Source organism: Agrobacterium sp. ES01 (genome assembly GCF_050320885.1).
Lineage (GTDB): Bacteria > Pseudomonadota > Alphaproteobacteria > Rhizobiales > Rhizobiaceae > Allorhizobium.
This window is the reverse complement of record NZ_JBNQTH010000005.1, coordinates 318,738-343,262: the sequence shown is the minus strand read 5'-3', so window position 1 is coordinate 343,262 and position 24,525 is coordinate 318,738. Positions and strand designations below refer to the sequence as shown.

The following is a 24,525-nucleotide window of genomic DNA, read 5'->3' as shown; positions in this document are numbered from 1 at the left end:
CACTTCATGGCTGAATCAGACAAGGACGCAAAATCCTCCAACCAGATGTGGGGTGGACGCTTCGCTTCCGGCCCCGCCGCTATCATGGAGGAGATAAATGCCTCAATCGGTTTCGACAAGAAGCTCTATGCCCAGGACATCCGCGGCTCAATAGCGCATGCAACGATGCTTGCCCATCAAGGCATCATTTCGGCAGAAGACAAAGACAAGATCCTTCACGGCCTGCACACGATCCTGTCAGAGATCGAAAGCGGAAAATTTGTCTTCTCGCGCAAGCTCGAAGACATCCATATGAACATCGAGGCGCGCCTGTCTGACCTGATCGGCCCCGCAGCTGGCCGTTTGCACACAGCACGCTCGCGCAACGATCAGGTGGCGCTCGATTTTCGTCTGTGGGTCAAGGACGAGTTGCAAAAGCTGGAAGCTGCCCTGACATCGTTGATCAAGGCTTTTCTGGATCGTGCTGAAGAGCATGCTGAAACGGTGATGCCAGGCTTCACCCATCTCCAGACGGCACAGCCGGTGACCTTCGGCCACCACTGCATGGCCTATGTCGAGATGTTCGGTCGTGATCGCCAGCGCGTGCGCCACGCCATCGAACATATGGACGAAAGTCCGATCGGTGCCGCGGCCCTCGCCGGCACCGGGTTTCCCATCGATCGGCAGATGACGGCCAAGGCCCTCGGCTTCCGCGAACCGACCCGCAACTCCATCGACACGGTGTCGGACCGCGACTTTGCGCTCGAATTCCTGGCAATCGCCTCGATCTGCGCGACCCACCTGTCACGGCTTGCCGAAGAAATCGTCATCTGGTCGACACCGCAATTCGGCTTTGTTCGCCTGTCCGATGCCTTCTCCACCGGCTCGTCAATCATGCCGCAGAAGAAGAACCCGGATGCAGCCGAACTCGTTCGCGCCAAAACCGGACGCATCAACGGTTCGCTGGTGGCACTGCTGACCGTCATGAAGGGACTGCCACTCGCCTATTCCAAGGACATGCAGGAAGACAAGGAACAGGTCTTCGATTCAGCCGAAAGCCTCGAGCTTGCGATTGCGGCCATGACCGGAATGGTTGGTGACATGACCGTGCGTGCCGACAAGATGAAGGCGGCGGCCGGTTCAGGGTATTCGACAGCAACCGATCTCGCCGACTGGCTAGTGCGGGAAGCGGGCCTGCCCTTCCGCGACGCCCACCATGTGACCGGACGCGCCGTGGCGCTCGCTGAACAAAAGGAATGTGAATTGGCAGAGCTTTCGCTGGAGGATCTCCAGTCCATTCATGCGTCCATCACGGCCAACATCTTCGATGTCCTGACGGTTGAAGCCTCGGTTGCAAGCCGCAAGAGTTTCGGCGGCACAGCACCTTCGGAAGTCAAAAAGCAGATCGCCTGGTGGCGCGCGCGCAATTGATAAGACCATCTGATCAAAGTCGGGGCCTTTGGCATCACAAGAATTGGGGTGCACAAGGCCCCGGTTTTTCGCTACGCATTTGGAAACTTAACGCTGAACCAACGGACGATGCTGGACGAAACATGGTGAAATCGCTGAAACAGACGCTGCTTATGACCGGTTTGATGGTCGCGACGCTCGCCGTCCTGTCGGGCTGCGGCCGCAAGACAGACCTCGACCCGCCGAATATGCCGGTTGAACAGCAGAACAAGCAGTCGACGCCGGACCAGACGTCCGCGCCGGACCGACCTTTCGTTCTCGACCCCCTACTCTGACAGGCTTGACCCGTGAACCATTTCGAATATCGCGACGGCGTTCTTCATGCGGAAGGCGTTCCTGTCACCGACATTGCCGAGGCAGTCGGCACCCCGTTCTACTGCTACTCGACCGCCACGCTTGAGCGCCATTACAAGGTTTTTGCCAAGGCATTCGAAGGTGTCGACTCCATGGTGTGCTATGCCATGAAGGCGAACTCCAACCAGGCAGTGCTGAAAACACTGGGCCAGCTGGGCGCGGGCATCGACGTGGTTTCCGAAGGCGAACTGCGGCGCGCACTGGCAGCTGGCATACCGGCAAGCCGCATCATGTTCTCAGGCGTAGGTAAGACCGTCCGGGAAATGGACTTTGCCATCGGGGCCGGCATCTATTGCTTCAATGTCGAATCAGAACCGGAACTCGAGGTCTTGAACGCACGCGCGGTGAAGGCTGGCAAGCAGGTTCACGTATCCTTCCGCATAAACCCCGATGTCGATGCCAAGACCCACGCAAAAATTTCGACGGGCAAGAAAGAAAACAAATTCGGCATTTCCTTTGAGCGCGCCAGGGCAGTATACGCCCGTGCCGCAGCGCTTCCCGGCATCAAGGTTACCGGCATTGATATGCATATCGGTAGCCAGATCACCGATTTGCAACCCTTCGAAGACGCCTTTCGCCTGCTGAAGGAAATGGTCGGCGCGTTGCGGGCAGATGGGCATGTCATCGAACATGTCGATGTCGGCGGCGGCCTTGGTATCCCCTACAAGGACGACAACAATCCTCCGCCTGAGCCAGAGGCCTATGCACGCATCGTCAAGGACCAGCTCGCGGAACTGGACTGCCGCATCGTGATGGAACCCGGTCGACTGATCGTCGGCAATGCCGGTATTCTGGTGACCGAGGTCATCTACGTGAAGGATGGCGGAGACAAGACTTTCGTCATCGTTGATGCGGCCATGAACGACCTGATCCGCCCGACACTTTACGAAGCGCATCATGAGACGAGAGCAGTCGTCCTTTCTGCGGCCAATGCTCCGCGTATCCGCGCAGATATCGTTGGGCCGGTCTGCGAAACAGGCGACTATCTGGCCCTTGATCGCGAAATGGCCATGCCGCGTCCGGGAGATCTGATTGCCGTTGGATCTGCCGGCGCCTATGGAGCTGTCCAGGCAGGCACTTATAATAGCCGTCTGCTGGTACCGGAGGTGCTCGTGAACGGCGATGATTTCCACGTCATCCGCCCACGAACAAGTTATGAGGACCTGATCGGGCTCGATTCCATGCCGGACTGGCTCGCCTGATCGGCGATCACATTTAAGCGACATTGCGTAAAAACTGGTGGTGAGGGCGGCACGCCCCTCGCCTTCGCCACAAAGCTTGCTATCCTTTGGGCGACGCATGGACCCTATCCACGCAGCCGGAGACCCGATCATGAGCCAACCGGACAAGCACAAGAGCCGAGCGACAAGTGCATTCAGCGCTTATCCCCGCCTTGCGCGTCTTGTTGCGGTCAAGCGGTTTCTGGCGCGCCTCGTGCTTTTTGCCGAGCGTGCCATTCCACTCTTCCTACCTTCCGTGGGCATTGCTGCTATTTTTCTGTCGCTCGCCTGGCTCGGCGTTTTCCGCATCATACCCGACATCCCGCGCTTCGGCCTCGTATTTGTCCTGATCTTCGCTTTTCTGGCCGCCCTCATTCCCTTTTTCCGATTGCGGTGGCCCAAAGCTCAGGAAGCGGACAGACTGTTGGAAGAGCGCAACAACCTGCCCCACCAGCCGGTGGCTGTTCAGGAAGACGTGCCCGCATTCGAAAGTCCATTTGCAAGGGCCTTGTGGCAAGAGCACCAGCGGCGCATGGCACGCAAGATTGCAGCGCTTGACGCGGGTCTTCCCAGACCGGATATTTCAAAGTTCGATCAATATGCCTTGCGCACGATACCGGCACTATTGCTGGTGACCGCCTATGCTTTTTCAGGCTCAAACAATGCCGGCCGAGTGGCCGATGCATTTCGCTGGAACGCGCCAGAAGCCACGGTACCGGACATGCGCATCGATGCGTGGATAACGCCGCCGTCTTACACTGGCCGGGCTCCTGTTTTTCTGACCGGTCGCGAAAATGCAATGACAGCCGCGCCCAGCGTGCCGCAATTTTCTGTCGCAACCGTCAGGCTTTCTGGCGGCGACGGCAGCGATCCTGTGCATTTCATCGACGATAGCGGCAAGACAATCGATCTCGATCGGCAAGGGGCCAAGGAGACGGATAGCAATTCGACGCAAGCGGATGCGAAAGCTGCGCGAACCTTCACCATGAAGATCGCAGACAACGGCACGCTCGAAGCAGCAGGCCACAGTTGGCCTATTGAGGTGGTTCTGGACAAGCCGCCGGAAATCGCCTTCGACGGCATGCCCAAGGTGGCCGTCAACGGAGCATTGGAAATCCCTTTCAAGGCGACTGATGATTACGGCCTCCAGGAAGCCCATGCTGAAATAGTGCCGGTTGATGAGAAGGACGGCGCGACACCGCTTTATCCGCTACCGGAATACAAGCTTGACCTTCCGCGCTACAATGCAAGGGAAGCCAAGGGGCTCGCCAGCAGAAACATCACCGAACACCCATTGTCGGGCAAGCGCGTTAAAATCACACTGGTCAGCACGGATGGAGCCGGTCAGACGGGGCGCAGCCCGCCCCATGAAATGATCTTGCCACCCCATCGTTTTACCAATCCGCTTGCAGCTGCGGTCTCGGAACAACGGCAGGTGTTCGCGCTGGACACAAGGCAGATGCCGCAGGCAATTGCACTCAACGAGGCGCTGACAGTCCGGGCCGACGAGACTATTCCCAATCCCACCCATTTTCTGCTGATCGAATCGGCACGCGCCAGGATGAAGCTTGCCAATAACGAAGTGCAGTTGAAGGACACCGCAGACTATCTGTGGGAGATCGCCCTTGGAATTGAAGACGGCGACCTCTCCCTTGCCGAGCAAAGATTGCGTGACGCCCAAAAAGCGCTGTCCGAGGCTCTGGAGAACAATGCTTCTGACGAGGAAATTGCGGCCTTGATGGACGAGCTTCGCTCAGCAATGCAGGATTTTTTGAAGGAACTTGCCCAGCGCCAGCAGGACGGTCAGCCTATGGACCAGCAGCAGGCCATGCAGATGATGACCGATCGCGATCTCAACAACATGATGGATCAGATCGAAAATCTCGCACGCTCCGGCAATCGCGACGCCGCGCAACAGATGCTGAATGAACTCCAGCGCATGATGAACAATATGCAGGCAGGCAGACCGCAACAGGGTGGCCAGCAACAGAAGAGCAACAACCAGATGCGCGAGCAGATCGACAAGCTCGGCGAGCTCATGCAGCAGCAACAAAAGCTGATGGATGAAACATTCAAACTGGATCAGGCTCTCAGAGACAGAATGCAGCGTGGCGATCCGGACCAAGGCGAACAGCAGCAGGGTCAACAGGACGGACAGCAATCACCCAGCGATCAGATGACCGCCGAGCAGCTGCGCGACGCATTGAAGAAACTGCGCGAGCAACAGGATGGCCTGGGTCAGCAACTCCAGGAATTGCAGCAAGCGCTTGAAGGTATGGGGGTCAAGCCCGGCGAAGGCTTTGGCCAGGCCCAGCGCGAGATGAAGGGTGCCGGAGAGGCACTCGGACAAGGCAAGGGTAATCGCGCCGTGGAAGGGCAAGGGCGTGCGCTGGAAGCATTGCGCGAGGGTGCGCGCGATATGATGGGCCAGATCATGCAGGCCATGCGTGGGCAAGGTCAGAACCCAGGTCAGGGCATGGCCGGCCAAGGCCAGCAGAACGGTCGCGACCCGCTTGGAAGACCGCGCGCAACATCGGGGCCCGATTTCGGAGAGAACGTTCGTGTGCCAGACGAGATCGATGTCCAGCGCGCGCGTGAAATTCTGGAATCCATACGTCGCAAGCTTGAGGAAAACGCGAGCCCCGAGACCGAGAAGCGCTATCTAGAGCGTCTTCTCGACATTCAGTGAAACCGGCCGGCTCTTAACCAACCAGCGCGCGGCTTACGGCTTTGCGGATGTCTGGAAGTGCGAAAGGTTTATCGACAACATCGATAACCTTGGTCATCAGATCATCGGCACGCTCACGCTGTTCCGCATACCCCGTCATCAACAGGATCTTAAGATCCGGGTACTCGGCAGATGCGCGATGCGCGAGCTCGATACCGTCCATTACCGGCATACGAATATCGGACAACAGAAGATCAAATTGACCTTCGGCGAGCTTTTCCAACCCGTCAGCGCCATCCGCAGCTTCAAAGGTCTCATGCCCGTCCATTCGAAGCGCGCGTGCAACGAAAGTGCGCAATGCGTCTTCGTCTTCGGTAATGAGAATCTTGGCCATGGATGGCTCTCCCGTCAAAAAATGTCCTGGGGCCAAATCACCAGAGTTTCCTTGTCGAGAGGTAAACACGCCCCGCCTGCCATCCGAAATGGTTAACAGCTTCTCTAGAATTTTATGGAAGCCGAGGGCCGATCGAGGCGGTGAAGATCACGCTTCCGGCGCATCTCCGGTCACAACGCCGACAAAGGGCAGTTCACGGAAAGCATAAGCGACATCCATGCCGTAACCGACCACGAAATAGTCAGGGCATTCGAAGCCGACATAATTGGCTTCGAGCTTCTCACTGCGCTTCACGCGCTTGTCCAGAAGGACGGCAATATCGACATTGGCCGCACCGCGCGCATACATCAACTCCTTGGCAAAACGTAAGGTGCGCCCGGATTCGAGTATGTCATCGATCAAAAGCACGTTGCGGTCTTTGACCTCGCTATCGATGTCCTTGATGATCCGCACGCCCTGCGAGACGGTACCGGTGCCATAGCTCGACAGCGTAATGAACTCAACCTCGGGCGCCAGACCAACGTCGTGCAGAGCACGGATCAGATCGGCGGCAAAAATAAACGAGCCCTTGAGGACTGAGATAACCAGAAGATTATCGCAGGCGCCCTTGGCGATCTCGCTGGCGAGCACGAGATTGCGCTCTGCAATCTGCTCGGCAGAATAAAGGGGATCAATGACTTTACCGCGCACGATTGGCAAGGTTTCGCTCCTTGGAATTAGCGACCGCCTCGCCGGCAGCCTTCTCATCGCGCATTAGCACGTTCAGGGATGCTGAACATCCCGAGGCGCGAAAGAAAGCTTCAGTTCCGGGATTTTTCCACCGGCATACTGTATTTTGGCCGCAAAGCCGCGGCTCTGCCCAGGCTGCACAATTCGAACCGGCAAGTGGATCAACGTGCTTGCGACAAGCTGACCGCCTGAAATCAGATCGGCGCGCACCGGCGACGGCGCCATCTCAAGGTTGGAATGGTTCTCGATAATCGCATTGATCAGAAGAACCCGCATACCGTTCGCATCCTGTGGCGTGACGGACACATGGGTAATGTCGAGAGCGCGCGCGGTCGGCCTGTTCACGCCAGAATAGGCAGAAGCAGACAGCCCGCCCACGAGCATGAAGACGGCGAAGAATGCGCAGGCAACAAGCATTGCAAATGTGTTGTTGGACAGCCGCCCCAGCACATCCTCCAAGCCTTCAACGACATGACGTGCAAGACTGGCCTTCGAAATTTGCGCATCACCGACAGAAGACGTCTCCTGGCGCCTATTGTCATTGAAGCGGCGCGCGTCGAACGAACGACGGGGAGCCTCCACGATCGTAATGAATTCCGCATCGACCACTTCAGCCGCATGTTGAGTTTCTAGCCGGGATTTCGCGCGCGCCTTCCTGTCGGGCGGAATGACATCCACGTCCGGCCAAAGGTGCTGCTGATTGAAGCGGGAAGCGCCCATCCTGTCTCCGGCTCGGGCACCCTGAGAGGACACCCAAATCTTGGCATTGAAACGAAACCCTCTGAGTTCTAAATTCTATTGGTTAATGCTTCGCAAAAAAGCCGGCAGAGAGGCTGGTTTGCGCGTATGATTTACCGGCTGTTAACCAAAAAGGTTAACAAGTGGCCTGACTCCAAATCTGCCAGACTGGGCATTTCATTGATCCATTTCGAAAATGTCGGCCTGCGATACGGAATGGGACCGGAGATTCTCCGGGACCTGACTTTCGACATCCCGAAACGGTCGTTTCAGTTCCTGACCGGCCCTTCGGGTGCAGGCAAGACCACGCTTTTGAGACTGCTCTTCATGTCGCTGCACCCGACGCGCGGCCTCATACGCAGTTTTGGGCGCGACACGGCAAAGATCCCCCGCAACGATCTTCCGATGCTGCGTAGGCGCATCGGCATCGTCTTCCAGGATTTCCAGCTCCTCGATCATCTGACGACCTATGAAAATGTCGCGCTGCCGCTGCGGGTTCGCGGCAAGGACGAGATGAGCTACAAGAAGGACGTTCTGGAACTACTCCATTGGGTGGGTCTCGGTGAACGCATCAATGTTTTGCCACCGGTCCTGTCGGGCGGAGAGAAACAGCGTGTGGCCATTGCCCGCGCCCTGATCGACAGACCGGAAGTTCTGCTGGCCGACGAACCGACAGGCAATGTCGACCCGCCCATGGCCCGGCGACTGTTGACGCTTTTCATGGAACTCAACCGCCTCGGCACGGCTGTGGTGATCGCGACCCATGACCTCGCCCTCATGGATCAGGTGGATGCCCGCCGCATGATCCTCACTGATGGACGGCTGGACATCTATGAATAAGGCAGCATCGAAATTGGCGAAAGCATTGCCGAAGCGGGCGCCGCGCCGCGCGGAAATGCAGGTGCGCCCAACTGGACCAATCCTGCCGCCTTCGAATATCCAGGGCAACGCGCTGATGGTGGTGATTTCGATTATGGCTTTTCTCGCCTGCCTGACGCTTGGCGCCGTATCCATGGTGCAGGCAACAGCGGCCGGCTGGCAGAGCCAGATTTCCCGCGAGATCACGATACAGATCAAGCCCGACGACAATCTGGACATGAATGCGGCACTGGTAAAAGCACGCGATCTGGCTCTGGGTTTTGTCGGCACCAAAGACGGGCGGATCATGGACGATGACGCGACTGCCCGCCTGCTCGAACCCTGGCTCGGCACCGGCCTGGATCTGTCCGATCTTCCAGTGCCCCGCCTTGTCATCATTACGATTGACGAGAGCAATCCGCCGGATTTCGACTCCATGCGCGCTCTCTTGAAGAAAGAAATCCCGCAAGCCTATTTGGATGATCACCGAACCTGGGTAAACCGCTTGGTATCGATGGCGCGCACGACCGTTGTCATCGGATTTGGCGTTCTCATTCTGGTATTCTCGGCCATGGTGCTGACGGTTGTCTTTGCCACGCGCGGCGTCTTGTCCGGAAACCGGCATATCGTCGAAGTACTTCATTTCGTCGGTGCAGAAACCTCCTTCGTCGCCCAAGAATTCCAGCGCCATTTTTTGAAAATAAGCCTGAAGGGAGCGGCCACCGGAGGCATACTGGCTGCGCTCTGTTTTGCCCTTGCAAGTTTCTGGCAGAGCCGGTCGCTGGCAACGCCGGAAAGCGATCAGGCGACAGCCCTTTTCGGAACATTCAGCATCGGCTTTGCAGGATATCTCGGGATTTTCGCCACCATGATCGTGATCTCTGCACTGACAACACTGACGGCGCGCCTGACGGTCATGCGCACAATCTATGAAATCGACCTCATACGTTCAGATCCGGCATTGACGGATGGACTTCAGGGAGATTGATAAAGTCATGAAGGTTTGCCACAAAGCCGCCAGCTACGCGCCATAAGACAGCGCTAATCACCGTGACATGACGATAGGCCCAATGAAACCAAAGCCTGCCTCAAACAAGGCGCAGCGCCGACAGTCAGCCCCTCCACTCTTCAGAAGAAGCGGGCCGATTCGCCGTGCGCTGCGCTATGGTGGAATACTGGTCCTGTTGGCGGCTGCAATCTTCGTGGGAGGCTTTTTGCGCTTTGTCGATTCGGTCACGACGCTCGGACCACCCGACACGGCTAAGGCAGACGGCATCGTGGTTCTGACCGGCGGTTACCAGCGTATCGATCAGGCTGTGGATCTTCTCAGCCGCGGCTACGGCAAAAGACTGTTGATCTCGGGCGTGCACCCATCCACCACCAGCGCCCAGATCCGCAAGATGACCAAGAGCTCCACCGACCTCTTCGACTGTTGCGTGGACATTGGTTACGACGCCATCGACACGATCGGAAATGCGACCGAGACCGCAAAGTGGATCCATGAAAAGGGCTACCGCACGATCTTGGTGGTCACGAGCAACTACCACATGCCGCGCAGTCTGTTCGAGCTCAGGCGTGTCGACGGTCAAACGGATTTCATCGGCTATCCGGTGGTGAATACGGATCTCAAAAAAGCCGAGTGGTATGCCGATCCCGATGCTGTGCGTACGCTTCTATCGGAATATGGAAAGACGATTGTCGCCTATGTCCGCGGCGTATCTGGGCTCGACACCAGCGACGGGCTGAGAAGGCACACGGCTTCCACAACCGGGCACAAATCCTGACGTCACGCTTTCTCTCAAGTGCGTTATCGTGTAGTCACTGCTTCCGTCCGGTCCGGGAATCCACTTAATGCTCACATTGCGTTCCATACTTTTCAATACAGTCTTCTATGCAAATCTGATCATATGGATGATCGTGATGGCGCCGTTTTACTTTCTGTCGCCACGCAAGAAAGCCTATTCCGTTCCAAAGAACTGGGCCCTCTCCTGCCATTGGCTGATGGAAAAGATTGTCGGCACGACCTTCGAGATCGAGGGATTGGAGAACATTCCTCCGGGCGGCTATATTCTGGCACCAAAGCACCAGTCCTTCTGGGACACCTATGCGTTGCTGCCCTGGCTGGATGATCCTGTCTTCATCTTGAAGCGCGAACTGACCTGGATCCCTCTGTTTGGCTGGTATGCGGGCAAACAGGAAATGATCCCTGTCAATCGCAGCGCCAAGGGCAAGGCGATGGTCGGTGTCATGCAGCGCGCCAAAGAGGCCATGAGCAATGGGCGACAGCTTATTATCTATCCTGAAGGCACCCGACGCCCGCCGGGAGCAGAGCCCGCCTACAAATATGGAATTGCCCGCCTCTACAGAGACATTGATGTGCCGGTCGTCCCCGTGGCCATGCATCCGGGTCTCTTTTGGCCGCGCCACAGCACCATGCGCTATCCCGGTCATTTCAAGGTGAGGATCCTGCCGCCAATCCAGCAGGGCCTGGAACCCGACGTCTTTTTTTCAACTTTGGTTGACACACTGGAAAAGGCGAGCGACGAACTGCTGGTGGAGGCCATTGAGCAAAACCCCGGTCTTCACGTGCCGCCAACGGCGCAAAAGCGGTATGACGAACTGAAGACCGTCGCCCAGTCGTCTCAGTCCTGAAGCTCGGATCGCTCGACGGCTTTGAATACGTCTTCAAGCCAGTGATCGCGAATACCGATTTCCTTGAGATGAGAAATCGTATTGGCCACGTAATCACGGTTACGGCCTGAGCGACCAACGGCTTCACTGACCGTTTTGGCCGCTTCAGCGACGGTAACGCCACTTGCATACTGCTGATGTGAACGGTCGATCACATAGGTAAGTGCCTTGACCACCCTGCCGTCTTCCAGCCGTACCGGCACGCTGCGTTCCTTGTAGACATGCGTCACCAGTTCCCGCTCCCGCAGATACTCGACGGTGGCCGACCAATGCTGAGCATCCACACGAAAGGCAACGCCTCGACAGGAGCCGCCACGATCAAGGCCAAGCACCAATCCCGGGCGCTCCTGCGTTCCGCGGTGCACCCAGGAGCGCACGCAAAGCGACCGCCGGAAACCGAAGGTTAGTCCCAGGACGCGCTGCTCATAGGGAAAACCGGGGTTCCACATTAGCGAGCCATAGCCAAAGACCCAAAATTCGTCCATATCGCACTTCATATCAAACTGCCGCGACACTCGAGAATCGGAGCGCTTCATGGCAATGCCAGACCGGTCGAAAAAGACAACAGCCAGCCGGAAGGTATTTCGACTGTCACTCGCCGTCCTGGTAGCATTGCTCCTCTATAGCGGAGGCTGGTATTGGGCGGCAACCGCCCTTGATGGCAGGCTGGCAAAGATATTCGGCACCAAAGATACCGACAGAGCCAATGTCGAATGCGCCGATCGGCAGCTGCGCGGCTTCCCGTTCCGCATCGGTCTCTTTTGCACAAGCATAGCAATCGATGATCACAGGAACGGCATCTCCGCGTCCTTTGGAAACTTCCGATCGGCAGCACAGGTCTACAATCCGGGCAAGATTGTCTGGGAGCTCGATGGACCGGGACAGGTCCGTTCAACTGCCGGATATGGCCTTTCACTGCAATGGGAAAAGCTGCGCTCCAGCGTTGTCTCCGCGATCGCGGGCATAGACCGTTCATCTCTCGAAGTGGAAAATCTGAGCGCAGCACTGACGACGACCCAGAGCGCGCCCACCTTGGACATGGCCGTTTCGCATCTGGAGAGTCATATCCGTCAGGACGACGGCAACCTCGATTATGCAGCGACGGTTCGTGACGTCCAGCTATCTTCCCGCGAGAGCAAGATCGAACTACCAAAGTTCTCGGCGACCCTGGAGGCCACGCTGGATGGTCAGGCAAGCCTGCTGAACTTCGGCGGCGCGAACCTATCTAATCTCTATGGGTTGCAGGGCAACCTGACGCGCCTTGTTGCCGATCTGGGAGACGGACGAATGGTGACGCTCAGCGGCCCCATCAGCATCGGTGATACCGGTCTGCTGTCCGGAAAGATCCATGTCGAAGTCGAAAACATTACCGGCTTGGCCTCTGAGACAAAACTGGTCTGGCCGGATGCGGCGAACGATATCGATAACGCAATGCGGATGCTGTCTGCTCTGATGGGAGGCAACAAGGGCAATGTGGATCTGCGCATCGATAATGGCGCAATCTTCCTGGGCCTGTTCCCAATCGGCAAGATCCCGCCAATTTGACATCGGGATTACTCTAAATCAAAGCGGGCTATGCACATGGATAGCCCGCGAAAGAGTAATTATGATTTGTTGTCTAGCGTATGCCGGCCGAAGTCCGGCGCGTCGACATCCTGGCCCGCTTCGATGATCGAGCGGCGCACAGCGCGCGTGCGCGTAAAGAGTTCGAACAACTTGTCACCCTCGCCCCAGCGGATCGCGCGCTGAAGATAGGCGAGATCCTCAGAGAAACGCGCCAGCATCTCCAGAATGGCATCCTTGTTATGCAGGCAGACGTCACGCCACATGGTCGGGTCCGATGCTGCAAGGCGCGTGAAATCGCGAAAGCCCGAAGCTGAATATTTGATGACTTCGGATTCGGTCACGTTTTCCAGATCATCCGCAGTCCCGACAATATTGTAGGCAATGATATGCGGAAGATGCGACACGATGGCCAGCACCTTGTCATGATGCTCCGGATCCATTTCGTCGACACGTGATCCGAGCGCCTGCCAAAACTCCTGAAGCTTCGCAAGCGCGCCAGGATCTGTACCTTCCACCGGTGTGAGGATGCACCAGCGACCCTTGAACAGGCCTGTAAAGCCGGCATCCGGGCCGGATTTCTCGGTACCAGCCAATGGATGGCCTGCTATGAAATGCACTCCTTCGGGTATATGCGGCAGCATCTGCGCAATTACCGATGCTTTCGTCGAACCGACATCGGTCACGATCGCACCGGCTTTCAGATACGGTGCGATCTCTTGCGCCACCGCGCCCGATGCCCCGACCGGAACAGACACGACCACCAGATCGGCCCCCTCGACCGCGTCTGCAGCAGACGAAACATACTGGCTTCCGAGCTCAAGCTCTTCCGCACGCTTCAATGTCTCGCCAGTACGGCTCGATATCGTGACATGCCGCGCCAAACCGAGCGCTTTCAGATCGCGTGCAATCGAAGAACCGATAAGACCGATACCGATCAATGCTATTTTATCGAACAGGATCGCCATCAGGCCTTCCCCATAAATTCCTCGAGTGCGCCGATCACGCCGAGATTGGCCTCTTCCGAGCCAATCGTCATGCGCAGTGCACCCGGCAACCCGTATCCACGCACACTGCGCAAGATGAAACCCCGGCTTGTCAGGAAAGCATCCGCATCATCGGCACGCTTTCCGTCAATATCCGGAAAGTGGATCAGCACGAAATTGGTAACCGATGGCGTGATCGTCAGACCAAGCGCCGCAAAGGCCTCGGTCAACCTGGCACGCCAGACTTCATTGTGGTCGGAGGCCACCTTGATGAAATCCTGGTCCCGCATACCAGCAGCACCAGCAGTAATGGCCGGCGCGTTGAGATTGAAAGGTCCGCGAATACGGTTGACAGCATCGATCACATCAGCTGGCGCATACATCCAGCCAATACGCAGCGCTGCGAGCCCGAAAATCTTTGAGAAAGTGCGCGTCATGACGACATTGCGACTGCCTGACACGAGTTCGATTCCTGCTTCGTAATCGCTCGCTCTTACATATTCAGCGTAGGCTGCATCCAGCACCAGAAGGACATGCTTCGGCAAGCCTGCATGGAGGCGCCTGATCTCGCCGACGGGCACATAAGTGCCTGTCGGATTACCGGGATTGGCAATGAAGACGATCTTCGTCTTTTCCGTCACGGCGGCCAAGATCGCATCCACATCGACCGTGAGGTTCTTTTCCTTCACGACGACGGGCTTTGCGCCCGCGCCCAGGATCTGGATCTTGTAGACGAGAAATCCATGTTCGGTGATGATACCTTCGTCCCCATCACCCAGATAGACTTGGCACAGCAAGCCGAGCAACTCGTCCGAGCCGTTGCCACACATGATGTTCGCGCTGTTCAGCCCATGGACTGCACTGATTGCATCACGCAATGCATGGGCCTGGCCGTCCGGATAAAGCTCCAGGTGACCGGCGCTTTGGCGAAATGCATCGATTGCTTTTGGGCTGGCGCCAAGTGGCGTTTCATTCGATGACAGCTTGAAGACACGGGCAACGCCCGGAGCGGTTTCCTTACCGGGCACATAAGCAGCAATATCGAGAATTCCTGGACGCGGGACCGGCTTGCTCATGTCGCTGCTCATGGTAATCTTTTCCTCAACGCTAACGGCGCCGGCAATTCCCGGCGGCAACGGTCCAGTGGATTAGAACGGAACCGTCCGATTGTCGAGGGTAACGGGGCGATCAGCTTTTCCTTTCCGTGCGGCTTCTGGTCGTTGGTACACCTTGCGGCGCAAGGACTGGAACGAACACCCGCCTGGACTGCCGAGCTGCGACTGGCAGACCCTGATAGAGACGCTTTTGTGCCTCAACGATGATCACCCCGGAAAAGGCGGGCCACAGCAAGCGGCCAAGACGCTCGAAAGAGGAGCGCATCCCCAGAACCAGACGCAGTTTGGAGGGCGGGAAGAACAGCGCTTCAGCTGCTGCACCGGGGGTAAAATTGGCCTCCCGCAACAGGTTGGTCAACTGGCCACGCGAATAAGGCCGGCCAGAACCGAAAGGTGTGTGCTCCAGCCGCGCCCAGACACCGCGGCGATTTGGCACAACAATCACAAGACGTCCACCCGGCGCCAGAATACGCCAGACTTCCTTCAGCGTTTCGCGTGGGTTTTCGGCAAACTCCAGCGAATGCACCATCAACACCCGATCAATTGAAGAGTCGGGAAGCGGCAATTCCTCGTCGAAGACGAGCGCGGTATCGGACACGGCTCCGGCGGGCCAGTTTACAGCGCCCTGCCCCGCCGGCATGAAGGCGAAGGTCCGCTCGGTATCGGCCCGGAACCGCTCGAGATAAGGAACGGCAAAGCCAAGCCCAACCAGCCGCTCTTGCGGCAGCCGTGCCCAAAGCGATGACAAGGCCATCGCGATGGAATGCTCCGCCATGCGCCCGAGAAGCGAGTGATAAAATTGCCGGAGATCGACGATATCCACATACATGGCGCAATTGATAAACATCGGCGCATGGACTTCAAGGGCAAAGCACTTACATTTGACCCTGATAAACAGAGGGAGACCCCAAAGATGAAATCACTTGAACTCGAAGTCTTCCCCTGCCGCAGCGATAATTTCGGCGTTCTCCTGCATTGCCCGGAGGCAAACCTGACCGCAGCCATCGACGCGCCGGAACTGGAGCCGATCATCGAGGCGGCTCAGCGACGCGGTTGGACGATCACCCATATCTTCACAACGCACCATCACGGTGATCATGTGGAAGCGAACCTGGAACTGAAAGATCGCTTCAACTGCCAGATCATCGGCCCCCGCGCCGAAGCGGTGGCCATTCCCGGCCTCGACGAGGCGGTCAATGATGGCGACAGCTTTGAGTTTGGACCCCATACCGTCAATGTGATTGAAACGCCTGGCCATACCGCAGGCCATGTCTGCTATCACCTGCCGGAGAGCAAGTTGCTGTTTGCAGCCGATACACTGTTTGCGCTCGGCTGCGGTCGACTGTTCGAACGTCCCGCTGCAGATATGTGGGCATCACTGCAAAAGCTTGCAGCCCTGCCCGACGACACGACTGTCTATTTTGGCCATGAATATACGCTGGCAAACGCCCGCTTTGCCGTGACGATCGATCCCGACAACGAAAAGTTGAAAGCACGGGCAGCAGAGATCGAAGCGCTCCGCGCAGAGGGAAAGTTCACCATTCCCACCACCATCGGCATAGAGAAGGAAACCAATCCCTTTCTGCGTGCCAGCGATCCGGCTATCCGCAAAAATCTTGGCATGGACGCCAATAGCGACGCGGAGGTCTTTGCCGAGATCCGCACACGCAAGGATAATTTCTGATGCCCATGACGGCGGACGAGATCATTGCGGAGCTTTCCCTGCAGGCACATCCGGAAGGGGGCTGGTATGCGGAGACCTTCCGCGACAAGCATGGCGGTCGCCGCGGTCATTCCACGGCGATCTACTACCTTCTGAAGCACGGAGAGCGCTCGCATTGGCACAAGGTGCGTGATGCCGCAGAGATCTGGCACTATTACGCTGGCGCATCGCTGGCGCTCTACAGCTCCAACGACGGAAAGACTGTAGAAACCACCATCCTGGGCGCGGCTGTGACGCGAGGAGAGCGTCCACAATCGGTTATACCGGCCAACTGCTGGCAAGCGGCAGAAACACTGGGCGATTTCACCCTGGTGGGCTGCACCGTATCCCCCGGCTTCGATTTCTCCGCCTTCGAGATGGCGCCACCCGGTTGGTCTCCCGGAGAGCCGATGAGCTAGATCTTCGCTACACCGCTGGCTGTAGTTTGGAGCGAGACTTGAACATATCGCGTGCTGCGAGCACAGCTCCGCCCGTTATCAAAAGGCAGGCTATGCCAACCCGACCGGAGGGCTCGGCATAACCGAACAGCATCAGGATCAGGGTCGATAGCAGCGGGGCCGCATAACTGGCCGCTCCGAGTATCTGAATATCGCCCCCCTTCACGCCAAAGTCCCAGGCGTAGAAGGCAGCACCGACCGGGAACAGACCGAGACCCAGCACGGCGATCCACTCAAAAACGCCGTCAGGCCAAACAGTCGTTTCAAGGCCCATATGGCAGACCAGCGAAAGCAACGAGGTTGCCAGGCAAAATCCGGTGACGACATCGGTTGGCGTTGAGCCATGTCTGCGCGTCAAAAGAGAATAGCTTGACCACGCGAAAGCACCGAGAAGGGCAGCACCATAACCAACCGCATAGACCGGATCGAAATCTAGACCGTTTTTGCCGATGATAATGATGACAGTGCCGGCCAGCCCGGCGAGCGCACCGGCGATATGAAACCAGCGCAGCCGCTCCCCCGGCAACAGCGCTGAGCCGACCACGATGAACAACGGCCACAAATACGCAATCAATCCTGCTTCAGCCGCAGGCGCATTCCTAAGCGCGGTGAAATATAAAAAATGGTACCCGAACAGTCCTGCAACGCCGAGCAGCCAGACGCCGGCCGGCTGACGCAAGAGCTTCAACCGCTGCGGCTTGATGGCAAACAACACCATCCCTGGCAGACTACCGATGGCAAAACAGATTGCGGAAAGCTGAAACGGCGGCATCTTTCCGGAGGCTGCAGTAAAGAGCGCCAGAAAAGACCACATCAGAATGGCCGAAAATCCAATGATCGTTGCCTTGGTGCGCATCGCCCTCTCCGCCGGGTGGGATCCGCGGCTGAAACCTAGCCGCTGAATTTCACCGCCGTAATATAGACTGGCCCGTAACGCGTGGGGATACGGGCATAGACCGGAGCATATAACGGGAGGTCATTTGTCTTGGCAAACCAGATTTCCATTCCCGACACATTGGACAGATACTCCACATCGTCTCTGCCTTTGCGGAAACCTGACTTCGGCACATAACGCACCGAACAGACGGTTGCCTTTGAGGTTTTGCCCCCCGAAGAAAACTCTTTCGTACCCCGGTGGCTGAGCACCAGATCCATGCGGCTTTCGCCGTCAAATATCGCCAAGGTGCGCTGACAGATCTTTTCGCCATCAGGAATGATAAGACTCGATAAGGGATCAAGCACCGCCTTCAAATCACTGGCGGTAACAGGTATCCAGTTCTTCGGTCGTTTCTTCGGCGGAGGCTTGATCTCGGACTGGGTGACATTGCCACCATCAAGGCGAACATCGTAGGTGCGCACTTTCTTTCCATTGCGATAGACCAGCGAGTAATGCGAGGCCTCCATCTGATTGTTACGCAATCGCCCAGATACATTGGTCTCGGCGGAAATATCAGTGATGAGATCCGCGACCCCTGCCGATACAAAGGTGCCTCGGATTTTGTACCTGCTGCTGGCCAGTTGGGTAACAAAGGTGGCACTTGCGATGGGAATACCCGAAAGCGTGATGCGATAATCCGTTCGGTAGCTATCCTCACCAGCATTCGACACGACCGAAGACGCGCAAAAACCGGTCAGCAATGCAATTGCAATTTTAAGCCTGGACATGCATGACCTCGGTTCAGAGTCTGCGCCTTGCCAGCAACAGCTCCCACTTCCTGAAGTGCATTGTTAAATGAGACTATGGCAATAAAACAGCTAGTTTTCCCCGTTGCGGCGGTAAAACCCACGCACAGGCTTGACGGCGCAAGCCAGTCTGACTATAGAACCGCAACTTTCCGATAACGAACGATTGGAATGCGGCGCCGGTTATGGCCGGAGCGCAAATCCATACACAGAAAAAATAGGTGCATCATGTCCCGCAGTTGCGAATTGACCGGCAAGGCAGTCCAGACGGGCAATAACGTAAGCCACGCCAATAACAGAACCCGCCGCAGGTTTCTGCCGAACCTTTGCGACGTAACGCTTATCTCCGATATTCTCGGTCAGCGTTTCCGTCTGCGCATTTCGGCTGCAGCCCTTCGCTCGGTTGAGCATCGTGGTGGCCTTGACGCCTTTCTCTTGAAGGCCAAGGAAACCGAACTGAGCATGCGCGCTCGTCTGCTGCGTCGCCAGATCGCCAAGAAGACCGCTGAAGCCGCTTAAGCTTCAACGCCCTAGACGATAAAGCATCAAGGCTTGCACGGAGATGATCCGGACAAGCCTTTTGCTTTGTCGTAATTTCACTCTAACTGGTGGCATCACCCAGGATAAAAAAATGCCCAGCAAACGGCACATTCTGATCTACAGCCTTATAATGACGGCGGTTGTCGTCGCATCAAACGTCCTCGTCCAATATCCCCTTTCGGGAGAACTGGCAGGCATTCAGCTCGGCGACTTGCTGACCTATGGTGCCTTTACCTACCCGGTAGCATTTCTGGTGACCGACCTCACCAATCGCCAGTTCGGCACATCAATGGCCCGTCGTGTGGTCCTGATTGGTTTCGTCATCGGTGTAGCCCTGTCTTTCGTGACATCCATACCGCGCATCGCAGTCGCATCAGGCACGGCCTATCTCGCCGGACAGTTTCTTGACATCACCGTCTTTAATCGGCTCCGCCAGCTCGCTTGGTGGAAGGCTCCGCTTGTAAGCTCCTTCATCGGCTCCTCGCTCGATACGGTGATATTCTTCTCGCTCGCCTTTGCTCCAGCCTTCGTCATGCTGGGTGCCAATGATGACTTCGCCATTGAATGGGCGCCGGTCCTTGGCATCTTCTCGGCAGATGCACCGCGCTGGATCTCGTGGGCACTCGGCGATTTCAGCGTAAAGATGCTGGTAGGCCTTGTGATGCTCCTGCCCTATGGCGCATTGATGAACAGGCTGAAACCGCTGCCATCCGCGCAGCCGGCAAACTGAGATGAAAGAAGCCGCGGCACTGTCCGCGGCTTTTTCTTATCCTATCTCTCATCGTTCAACCTGAATTCCAGCATCAGATTACGCTGCAGGATAGAGTGATTGTCGTCCGAAACGACAATGATATGCGTGGTACCATCGGCGGCCTTGATCACATCAAGCCCTTCCATGTTGTCGATCTGATAGCCGAAATCGGCATCCAGCAAAACCTCCCCATCGATAATCGCGCCAGGTTTGATGGTGTCACCGGCAACAAGCCGTATGCGCATGCCTATACCGGTCGCCAGCGAGAACCGACGCTCCAGAAGCATAAGATCCCCATTGGGCAGGAAAGCGCCGTCAGTGACGTCGTAGCTGTCGTGACGAGCAACGCGGAACGCGCCTTGGAGCGATCCATCGACAATGCCAGCGAAGAGATTTCCGTCGCCGTCGACACTGCGCTCTGCAATCGTGATGGTCGCACCGGCAAGCGGGGTGTCCAGAGGCGAAACCACCACAGTCTCCAAACCGCCATTTCGCCGAAGCTCGGTCGTTGGAAACGGTAAGGGCAATGATGAGGTCGGGCGCGCAGTAGTAAAGCCCTCTCTAGGATAGACATCAATCCGATGACGCTGCTCGAAACCGACAAGGATGCCATCATCGCGCAGCGCTAGGCTTTCAGCATCCATCAGATACTTGCCCTGCATGAAACGTCCTTGTCGGTCTGCCATCGGCGACAGGGACACCTCCGAAAGCCCAGAAAGCCGGCCGTCTGATCCGCGATCGATCCTGCCTTCCAGCCAATGGCCAGTATCCAGAACGCCGATAAAATGACTTTGGTCATCGAGAAAACGAATGGACGACCAAGCACCGAACAGCGGCTCGGTAGAGCTCAGCTCCAATCCTCCCAAAAACTCAAGACGACCGAAGCGCTGGTTGTCCAGTCCTGGCTTGAACGTGTCTATCCGCCTCGCGTCCACCGAAATAGGCTCTGCTGACACAGGCACAGACAGGCAAAGGGCGGCAAGGGCAAGAAGAATGGCAGGCGCACGGCGCATTTGATGAGGCAAGGAGTTGTCCCGGAAATTACATCTACCCGACGTCATATGCGATGAGGGAAAGACCGGTCAATGCAAGCCTTGGTTTGCCGTCCGGCAAGCACCCAGCCACGGGCAAGCATCATCCGATAAGATGGGGCGAACTTGAACGATGGAGGCTCCACAATGACAAGCGTATCCGGGCCATTGTACGGCGTAACACCCAGCTCCAATCAAAACTCAGCTCAATCCACTCCGACGAACTTCGATAGCTGGTTCGACGACGTGCTGGAGGGTTATTCCCGCCAGAAAGCACAACAGAAAGCCGACACCTATTTCGCTTCAGAGACCCCCCAGGACCCGAATGCAAGCGACCTTCAGATAGACGATACAGAGTCAACCGGAAGTGCCGAGGATGACCTTTTGAAATGGCTGACGATGTCGCTGGCAGAGCGCCTGAGAGCGCAGTATCTGGCCGACCATGATGTGACGGAAGAAGAGCTTGAAGCCATGCCAACCGACGAGCGTGCCAAGATGGAAGACGCCATCGCTGAGTATATCAAGGAAAACATGGCACAGATAACAGGCGCTCAATCACAAGATGTCGCCGGTCAGGTTCGCGCCGAGCCGGCGATGCTCTAGGGAGCAGATGCTCAACGGTATCGGCTTTCAAACCGATACCGGCTGATGTCAGTTCATCCAGCGCGACGCATGGAAGAGCCACCCTTCTTTTCGGGCTTGTCTTCAAACAACGCCGCGAGCTGTTCGGTCATGGCACCGGCCAACTCATCGGCATCGACGATCGTCACCGCCTTGCGGTAATAACGGGTCACGTCGTGGCCGATGCCGATCGCAAGCAGCTCCACCGGCGACTTTGTCTCGATCTGCTCGATAGCGGCCCGAAGATGCCGCTCCAGATAATTACCCGGATTGACCGAGAGTGTGGAATCATCCACCGGCGCGCCGTCCGAAATCATCATCAGGATCTTGCGCTGCTCACGCCGAGCGATCAATCGGCCATGGGCCCACATCAGCGCTTCTCCATCGATATTTTCCTTCAGCAGACCTTCGCGCATCATCAGCCCGAGATTGCGACGCGAACGGCGCCACGGCGCATCAGCCGACTTGTAGATGATGTGACGCAGGTCGTTCAGGCGACCGGGCGTCTGCGGCTTGCCATTGGCAAGCCACTGCTCGCGTGACGAGCCGCCCTTCCATGCTTTGGTGGTAAAGCCGAGGATCTCCACTTTGACGCCGCATCGCTCAAGTGTGCGCGCCAGAATATCGGCACAGGTCGCCGCAACCGTGATCGGGCGCCCCCGCATGGAGCCTGAATTGTCGATCACGAGTGAAACGACAGTATCTCTGAATTGCGTATCCCGCTCCATTTTGAACGAGAGCGGCTGCATCGGATCGATCACCATGCGCGTCAGGCGTGCCGTATCGAGATAGCCTTCTTCAAGATCGAAATCCCAGGACCGGTTCTGCTGTGCCATAAGGCGGCGCTGAAGACGGTTAGCCAGACGACCGACTGCACCCTGAAGATGGGCAAGCTGCTTGTCGAGAAAGGCCCTCAGACGTTCAAGCTCAGCCTCGTCGCACAGCTCTTCAGCCTCGATAATTTCATCAAATTCCTTGGTGAAGATCTTGTAGTCGACCTTCTCGTTGAAATCATCGAATGGGCTTGCGGGACGGCGCATCTCGCCCGGCGTTTCAGACTCGTCGTCGCCCTCTTCGACCATATCGTCGTCAGAGATCTCGGCCCCGTCCATTTCGCCGTCATCCATCTGCTCCTGAGCAGACTCGCTGTCTTCGGCCGGAACCTGTTCATCGCCGGCTTCTTCCTCGGAGGAGTTTTCCTGCTCTTCCTGCGAGCGCGGCTGATCTTCTTCGCTCAGATCGTCTTCGTCGGCATCTTCGGCGTCATCGCCGAAATCCTCGGCCATTTCCATGGCGCTCAGCATATGGCGAACGACCTTGGCAAAGGCCTGCTGGTCTTCCATGGAATTGCGAAGATTGGCGAAATCCGCCGAGGCCTTTTCTTCGATGAAGGGACGCCAAAGGTCCAGCACTTGCCCCGCGCTGGCAGGCGCCTTTTCGCCCGTCAGCTTTTCGCGCACGAGCATGGCCATGGCCTCGGCCAATGGCGCATCCTCCTGACGGCTGATGCCGGCGAAATTCGCCTTGGCGTATTTTTCCGAGTTCATCGCGGTCATGTTCGTGGCCATGCCGCTCATGCGGCTTGCACCGAGAGACTCGACGCGGGCCTGCTCAACGGCATCGAATACCGCACGTGCATCAGTCCCCATCGGCGCCATGGTAGCGTGAACCGACTGATCATGACAGGCAAGTCGCAGTGCCATGGAATCGCCAATACCACGCGTGACGGCCACTTCCTGTGCTGTCGGACGCTTGGAAAGCTCAGGCAACCGCACCCGGTCGCCAGCCAGACCCGGCCGCTCATTGGCGAAGGAGACCTCCACCTCGCCACTTCCGGCAACCGAGCGTACGCAGCCCGTAACCGCACGGCGAAACGGTTCGGAATCTATGATCGCGCCCGGTCTGGCGTTTGAATTGTCTCCACGGCCTGCCATAAGAGATACCTCAGGCGCCAAGCACGATGTTCGCGGCGCTTTCCTTGAGTTCGGTTCCAAAGACCCGCTGATACTGTTCAGCCACAAGCGTGCGCTCCAACTCGTCGCACTTGTTGAGGAAGGTCACGCGGAAGGCGAAGGACACATCACCGAAGATCTCGGCATTCTCCGCCCAGGTAATGACGGTTCGTGGGCTCATCACGGTGGAGAGATCGCCGTTCATGAAGGCGGCACGTGTCAGATCGGCAAGCCGAACCATCTTGCTGATGGTGTCGCGGCCGGCATCGCTCTGTTTAAAGCTCTTCACCTTGGCAAGAACGATATCGACTTCATTTTGATGCGGCAGATAGTTCAGCGTCGTCACGATCGACCAGCGGTCCATCTGTGCCTGGTTAATCTGCTGGGTGCCATGATAGAGGCCCGTTGTATCGCCCAGACCGACAGTGTTTGCAGTCGAGAAAATACGGAAGGCTGGATGCGGACGAATGACGCGGCTCTGGTCAAGCAGCGTCAGACGACCGGAGGATTCCAGAACGCGCTGGATAACGAACATCACGTCAGGACGACCCGCATCGTATTCGTCGAAGACGAGAGCAACATTGTGCTGATAGGCCCAGGGCAGAATGCCGTCCTTGAATTCGGTAATCTGCTTGCCGTCCTTCAGAACAATGGCGTCCTTGCCGACAAGATCGATACGGCTGACATGGCTATCGAGGTTGACGCGAACGCATGGCCAGTTGAGACGTGCAGCCACCTGCTCGATATGTGTCGACTTGCCTGTTCCGTGGAAACCCGAAACCATCACCCGGCGGTTATGGGCAAATCCGGCCAGAATGGCGAGCGTTGTCTCGCGGTCAAACAGGTAATCCGGATCAAGATCTGGAACATAGGCGTCGCCTTGGGAATAGGCGGGAACGCGAATGTCGGAATCGATGCCGAATACCTCCCTGACAGATACTGTGGTATCGGGGAGGTTGGAAATTTCTAGTTCAATTTTGCTCATCGTAACTCCATGCCGAACGCGCGCCGTCCAGCCGCCT

The 24,525-nt window shown here is 57.1% G+C and carries 26 protein-coding genes; 14 read left to right on the top strand and 12 right to left on the bottom strand.

The window, feature by feature from the left end; all coding sequences use genetic code 11:
- The first annotated feature begins 6 nt into the window (after nt 1–6).
- The 4 genes from argH to ACQQ2Q_RS16840 all read left to right on the top strand — a co-directional run bounded on the left by argH (nt 7) and on the right by ACQQ2Q_RS16840 (nt 5,712).
- Complete coding sequence (gene argH / locus ACQQ2Q_RS16855; RefSeq protein ID WP_428188261.1) at nt 7–1,410, top strand: argininosuccinate lyase; 1,404 nt, start codon at nt 7–9, stop codon at nt 1,408–1,410.
- A 122-nt stretch (nt 1,411–1,532) separates the two neighbouring features.
- A complete protein-coding gene (gene lptM, locus ACQQ2Q_RS16850) occupies nt 1,533–1,724 on the top strand; it encodes an LPS translocon maturation chaperone LptM (protein ID WP_428188260.1) in 192 nt (63 codons plus the stop codon).
- 12 nt (nt 1,725–1,736) lie between these two features.
- Entirely contained in the window at nt 1,737–3,005 is a 1,269-nt protein-coding gene (gene lysA / locus ACQQ2Q_RS16845) for a diaminopimelate decarboxylase (RefSeq protein WP_428188259.1), read from the top strand.
- Nucleotides 3,006–3,135: 130 nt separating this feature from the next.
- Nucleotides 3,136–5,712: a TIGR02302 family protein gene (locus ACQQ2Q_RS16840; protein WP_428188258.1), complete on the top strand. Its 2,577-nt coding sequence runs from the start codon at nt 3,136–3,138 to the stop codon at nt 5,710–5,712.
- A gap of 13 nt (nt 5,713–5,725) precedes the next feature.
- Here the strand turns inward: ACQQ2Q_RS16840 and ACQQ2Q_RS16835 are convergent, their stop codons facing one another.
- The 3 genes from ACQQ2Q_RS16835 to ACQQ2Q_RS16825 form a co-directional block, all read right to left on the bottom strand.
- A complete protein-coding gene (locus ACQQ2Q_RS16835) occupies nt 5,726–6,085 on the bottom strand; it encodes a response regulator (protein ID WP_428188257.1) in 360 nt (119 codons plus the stop codon).
- Between the two features lie 147 nt (nt 6,086–6,232).
- The gene (gene hpt, locus ACQQ2Q_RS16830; protein ID WP_428188256.1) at nt 6,233–6,784 is read right to left on the bottom strand and encodes a hypoxanthine phosphoribosyltransferase; all 552 of its coding nucleotides are present in this window, start codon (nt 6,782–6,784) and stop codon (nt 6,233–6,235) included.
- Between the two features lie 63 nt (nt 6,785–6,847).
- Complete coding sequence (locus tag ACQQ2Q_RS16825) at nt 6,848–7,534, bottom strand: hypothetical protein (RefSeq protein WP_428188255.1); 687 nt, start codon at nt 7,532–7,534, stop codon at nt 6,848–6,850.
- A gap of 198 nt (nt 7,535–7,732) precedes the next feature.
- Here ACQQ2Q_RS16825 and ftsE point away from each other — a divergent pair, with 198 nt between their 5' ends.
- The 4 genes from ftsE (at nt 7,733) to ACQQ2Q_RS16805 (ending at nt 11,062) form a co-directional block, all read left to right on the top strand.
- On the top strand, nt 7,733–8,392 hold the full coding sequence (ftsE, locus tag ACQQ2Q_RS16820; RefSeq protein WP_428188254.1) for a cell division ATP-binding protein FtsE: 660 nt from the start codon (nt 7,733–7,735) through the stop codon (nt 8,390–8,392).
- Nucleotides 8,385–9,398, top strand: coding sequence for a cell division protein FtsX (locus ACQQ2Q_RS16815; RefSeq protein ID WP_428188253.1), 1,014 nt, complete (start codon nt 8,385–8,387; stop codon nt 9,396–9,398). Before ftsE ends, ACQQ2Q_RS16815 begins: the two co-directional genes overlap by 8 nt.
- 67 nt (nt 9,399–9,465) lie before the next feature.
- Nucleotides 9,466–10,194, top strand: a complete 729-nt coding sequence (locus ACQQ2Q_RS16810) for a YdcF family protein (RefSeq protein WP_428188252.1) — start codon at nt 9,466–9,468, stop codon at nt 10,192–10,194.
- A 67-nt stretch (nt 10,195–10,261) separates the two neighbouring features.
- Nucleotides 10,262–11,062, top strand: coding sequence for a lysophospholipid acyltransferase family protein (locus ACQQ2Q_RS16805; RefSeq protein ID WP_428188251.1), 801 nt, complete (start codon nt 10,262–10,264; stop codon nt 11,060–11,062).
- On the opposite strand, the gene ACQQ2Q_RS16800 is transcribed toward ACQQ2Q_RS16805, so the two are convergent.
- Entirely contained in the window at nt 11,053–11,598 is a 546-nt protein-coding gene (locus tag ACQQ2Q_RS16800; RefSeq protein ID WP_428188250.1) for a gamma-glutamylcyclotransferase, read from the bottom strand. The two genes, ACQQ2Q_RS16805 and ACQQ2Q_RS16800, sit on opposite strands and share 10 nt — an antisense overlap.
- A 37-nt stretch (nt 11,599–11,635) precedes the next feature.
- Here ACQQ2Q_RS16800 and ACQQ2Q_RS16795 point away from each other — a divergent pair, with 37 nt between their 5' ends.
- Nucleotides 11,636–12,646 (top strand): DUF2125 domain-containing protein, encoded by a 1,011-nt coding sequence (locus ACQQ2Q_RS16795; protein WP_428188249.1) that lies wholly within the window; start codon nt 11,636–11,638, stop codon nt 12,644–12,646.
- A gap of 59 nt (nt 12,647–12,705) precedes the next feature.
- Here the strand turns inward: ACQQ2Q_RS16795 and ACQQ2Q_RS16790 are convergent, their stop codons facing one another.
- The 3 genes from ACQQ2Q_RS16790 to ACQQ2Q_RS16780 form a co-directional block, all read right to left on the bottom strand.
- Nucleotides 12,706–13,632 (bottom strand): prephenate/arogenate dehydrogenase family protein, encoded by a 927-nt coding sequence (locus tag ACQQ2Q_RS16790; protein ID WP_428188248.1) that lies wholly within the window; start codon nt 13,630–13,632, stop codon nt 12,706–12,708.
- On the bottom strand, nt 13,632–14,738 hold the full coding sequence (locus ACQQ2Q_RS16785; RefSeq protein ID WP_428188247.1) for a pyridoxal phosphate-dependent aminotransferase: 1,107 nt from the start codon (nt 14,736–14,738) through the stop codon (nt 13,632–13,634). The genes ACQQ2Q_RS16790 and ACQQ2Q_RS16785 overlap by 1 nt, the downstream gene beginning before the upstream one ends.
- 100 nt (nt 14,739–14,838) lie before the next feature.
- On the bottom strand, nt 14,839–15,594 hold the full coding sequence (locus ACQQ2Q_RS16780; RefSeq protein WP_428188326.1) for a class I SAM-dependent methyltransferase: 756 nt from the start codon (nt 15,592–15,594) through the stop codon (nt 14,839–14,841).
- Nucleotides 15,595–15,678: 84 nt separating this feature from the next.
- On the opposite strand from ACQQ2Q_RS16780, the gene gloB reads away from it, so the two are divergent.
- Both gloB and ACQQ2Q_RS16770 read left to right on the top strand, forming a co-directional pair.
- The gene (gloB, locus tag ACQQ2Q_RS16775; RefSeq protein WP_428188246.1) at nt 15,679–16,449 is read left to right on the top strand and encodes a hydroxyacylglutathione hydrolase; all 771 of its coding nucleotides are present in this window, start codon (nt 15,679–15,681) and stop codon (nt 16,447–16,449) included.
- Between the two features lie 5 nt (nt 16,450–16,454).
- Complete coding sequence (locus tag ACQQ2Q_RS16770) at nt 16,455–16,886, top strand: cupin domain-containing protein (protein WP_428188325.1); 432 nt, start codon at nt 16,455–16,457, stop codon at nt 16,884–16,886.
- A 7-nt stretch (nt 16,887–16,893) separates the two neighbouring features.
- Here the strand turns inward: ACQQ2Q_RS16770 and yddG are convergent, their stop codons facing one another.
- Both yddG and ACQQ2Q_RS16760 read right to left on the bottom strand, forming a co-directional pair.
- Complete coding sequence (gene yddG, locus ACQQ2Q_RS16765) at nt 16,894–17,781, bottom strand: aromatic amino acid exporter YddG (RefSeq protein ID WP_428188245.1); 888 nt, start codon at nt 17,779–17,781, stop codon at nt 16,894–16,896.
- A gap of 35 nt (nt 17,782–17,816) precedes the next feature.
- The gene (locus tag ACQQ2Q_RS16760; protein WP_428188244.1) at nt 17,817–18,590 is read right to left on the bottom strand and encodes a DUF3108 domain-containing protein; all 774 of its coding nucleotides are present in this window, start codon (nt 18,588–18,590) and stop codon (nt 17,817–17,819) included.
- Nucleotides 18,591–18,836: 246 nt separating this feature from the next.
- Here ACQQ2Q_RS16760 and rpmB point away from each other — a divergent pair, with 246 nt between their 5' ends.
- Complete coding sequence (rpmB, locus tag ACQQ2Q_RS16755; RefSeq protein ID WP_428188243.1) at nt 18,837–19,127, top strand: 50S ribosomal protein L28; 291 nt, start codon at nt 18,837–18,839, stop codon at nt 19,125–19,127.
- 112 nt (nt 19,128–19,239) lie between these two features.
- On the top strand, nt 19,240–19,878 hold the full coding sequence (locus tag ACQQ2Q_RS16750) for a VUT family protein (protein WP_428188242.1): 639 nt from the start codon (nt 19,240–19,242) through the stop codon (nt 19,876–19,878).
- 41 nt (nt 19,879–19,919) lie between these two features.
- Here the strand turns inward: ACQQ2Q_RS16750 and ACQQ2Q_RS16745 are convergent, their stop codons facing one another.
- Nucleotides 19,920–20,912, bottom strand: coding sequence for an esterase-like activity of phytase family protein (locus ACQQ2Q_RS16745; RefSeq protein WP_428188324.1), 993 nt, complete (start codon nt 20,910–20,912; stop codon nt 19,920–19,922).
- Nucleotides 20,913–21,077: 165 nt separating this feature from the next.
- Here ACQQ2Q_RS16745 and ACQQ2Q_RS16740 point away from each other — a divergent pair, with 165 nt between their 5' ends.
- A complete protein-coding gene (locus ACQQ2Q_RS16740; protein WP_428188241.1) occupies nt 21,078–21,533 on the top strand; it encodes a hypothetical protein in 456 nt (151 codons plus the stop codon).
- A 53-nt stretch (nt 21,534–21,586) separates the two neighbouring features.
- On the opposite strand, the gene cobT is transcribed toward ACQQ2Q_RS16740, so the two are convergent.
- Entirely contained in the window at nt 21,587–23,485 is a 1,899-nt protein-coding gene (gene cobT, locus ACQQ2Q_RS16735) for a cobaltochelatase subunit CobT (protein WP_428188240.1), read from the bottom strand.
- A gap of 10 nt (nt 23,486–23,495) precedes the next feature.
- Nucleotides 23,496–24,488, bottom strand: coding sequence for a cobaltochelatase subunit CobS (cobS, locus tag ACQQ2Q_RS16730; protein ID WP_428188239.1), 993 nt, complete (start codon nt 24,486–24,488; stop codon nt 23,496–23,498).
- Nucleotides 24,489–24,525 lie beyond the last annotated feature (37 nt).

Coding starts and splice junctions, on each gene's coding strand:
- ACQQ2Q_RS16800 (WP_428188250.1), bottom strand. CDS start 11,598: ATGAAGTGCGATATGGACGAATTTTGGGTCTTTGGCTATGGCTCGCTA.
- ACQQ2Q_RS16810 (WP_428188252.1), top strand. CDS start 9,466: ATGACGATAGGCCCAATGAAACCAAAGCCTGCCTCAAACAAGGCGCAG.
- ACQQ2Q_RS16780 (WP_428188326.1), bottom strand. CDS start 15,594: ATGTATGTGGATATCGTCGATCTCCGGCAATTTTATCACTCGCTTCTC.
- ACQQ2Q_RS16840 (WP_428188258.1), top strand. CDS start 3,136: ATGAGCCAACCGGACAAGCACAAGAGCCGAGCGACAAGTGCATTCAGC.
- lptM (WP_428188260.1), top strand. CDS start 1,533: ATGGTGAAATCGCTGAAACAGACGCTGCTTATGACCGGTTTGATGGTC.
- ACQQ2Q_RS16815 (WP_428188253.1), top strand. CDS start 8,385: ATGAATAAGGCAGCATCGAAATTGGCGAAAGCATTGCCGAAGCGGGCG.
- ACQQ2Q_RS16770 (WP_428188325.1), top strand. CDS start 16,455: ATGACGGCGGACGAGATCATTGCGGAGCTTTCCCTGCAGGCACATCCG.
- ACQQ2Q_RS16785 (WP_428188247.1), bottom strand. CDS start 14,738: ATGAGCAGCGACATGAGCAAGCCGGTCCCGCGTCCAGGAATTCTCGAT.
- cobT (WP_428188240.1), bottom strand. CDS start 23,485: ATGGCAGGCCGTGGAGACAATTCAAACGCCAGACCGGGCGCGATCATA.
- ACQQ2Q_RS16750 (WP_428188242.1), top strand. CDS start 19,240: ATGCCCAGCAAACGGCACATTCTGATCTACAGCCTTATAATGACGGCG.
- gloB (WP_428188246.1), top strand. CDS start 15,679: ATGAAATCACTTGAACTCGAAGTCTTCCCCTGCCGCAGCGATAATTTC.
- yddG (WP_428188245.1), bottom strand. CDS start 17,781: ATGCGCACCAAGGCAACGATCATTGGATTTTCGGCCATTCTGATGTGG.
- ACQQ2Q_RS16825 (WP_428188255.1), bottom strand. CDS start 7,534: ATGGGCGCTTCCCGCTTCAATCAGCAGCACCTTTGGCCGGACGTGGAT.
- ACQQ2Q_RS16760 (WP_428188244.1), bottom strand. CDS start 18,590: ATGTCCAGGCTTAAAATTGCAATTGCATTGCTGACCGGTTTTTGCGCG.
- argH (WP_428188261.1), top strand. CDS start 7: ATGGCTGAATCAGACAAGGACGCAAAATCCTCCAACCAGATGTGGGGT.
- ACQQ2Q_RS16740 (WP_428188241.1), top strand. CDS start 21,078: ATGACAAGCGTATCCGGGCCATTGTACGGCGTAACACCCAGCTCCAAT.
- ACQQ2Q_RS16745 (WP_428188324.1), bottom strand. CDS start 20,912: ATGCGCCGTGCGCCTGCCATTCTTCTTGCCCTTGCCGCCCTTTGCCTG.
- rpmB (WP_428188243.1), top strand. CDS start 18,837: ATGTCCCGCAGTTGCGAATTGACCGGCAAGGCAGTCCAGACGGGCAAT.
- ACQQ2Q_RS16790 (WP_428188248.1), bottom strand. CDS start 13,632: ATGGCGATCCTGTTCGATAAAATAGCATTGATCGGTATCGGTCTTATC.
- ACQQ2Q_RS16835 (WP_428188257.1), bottom strand. CDS start 6,085: ATGGCCAAGATTCTCATTACCGAAGACGAAGACGCATTGCGCACTTTC.
- ACQQ2Q_RS16795 (WP_428188249.1), top strand. CDS start 11,636: ATGGCAATGCCAGACCGGTCGAAAAAGACAACAGCCAGCCGGAAGGTA.
- ACQQ2Q_RS16805 (WP_428188251.1), top strand. CDS start 10,262: ATGCTCACATTGCGTTCCATACTTTTCAATACAGTCTTCTATGCAAAT.
- cobS (WP_428188239.1), bottom strand. CDS start 24,488: ATGAGCAAAATTGAACTAGAAATTTCCAACCTCCCCGATACCACAGTA.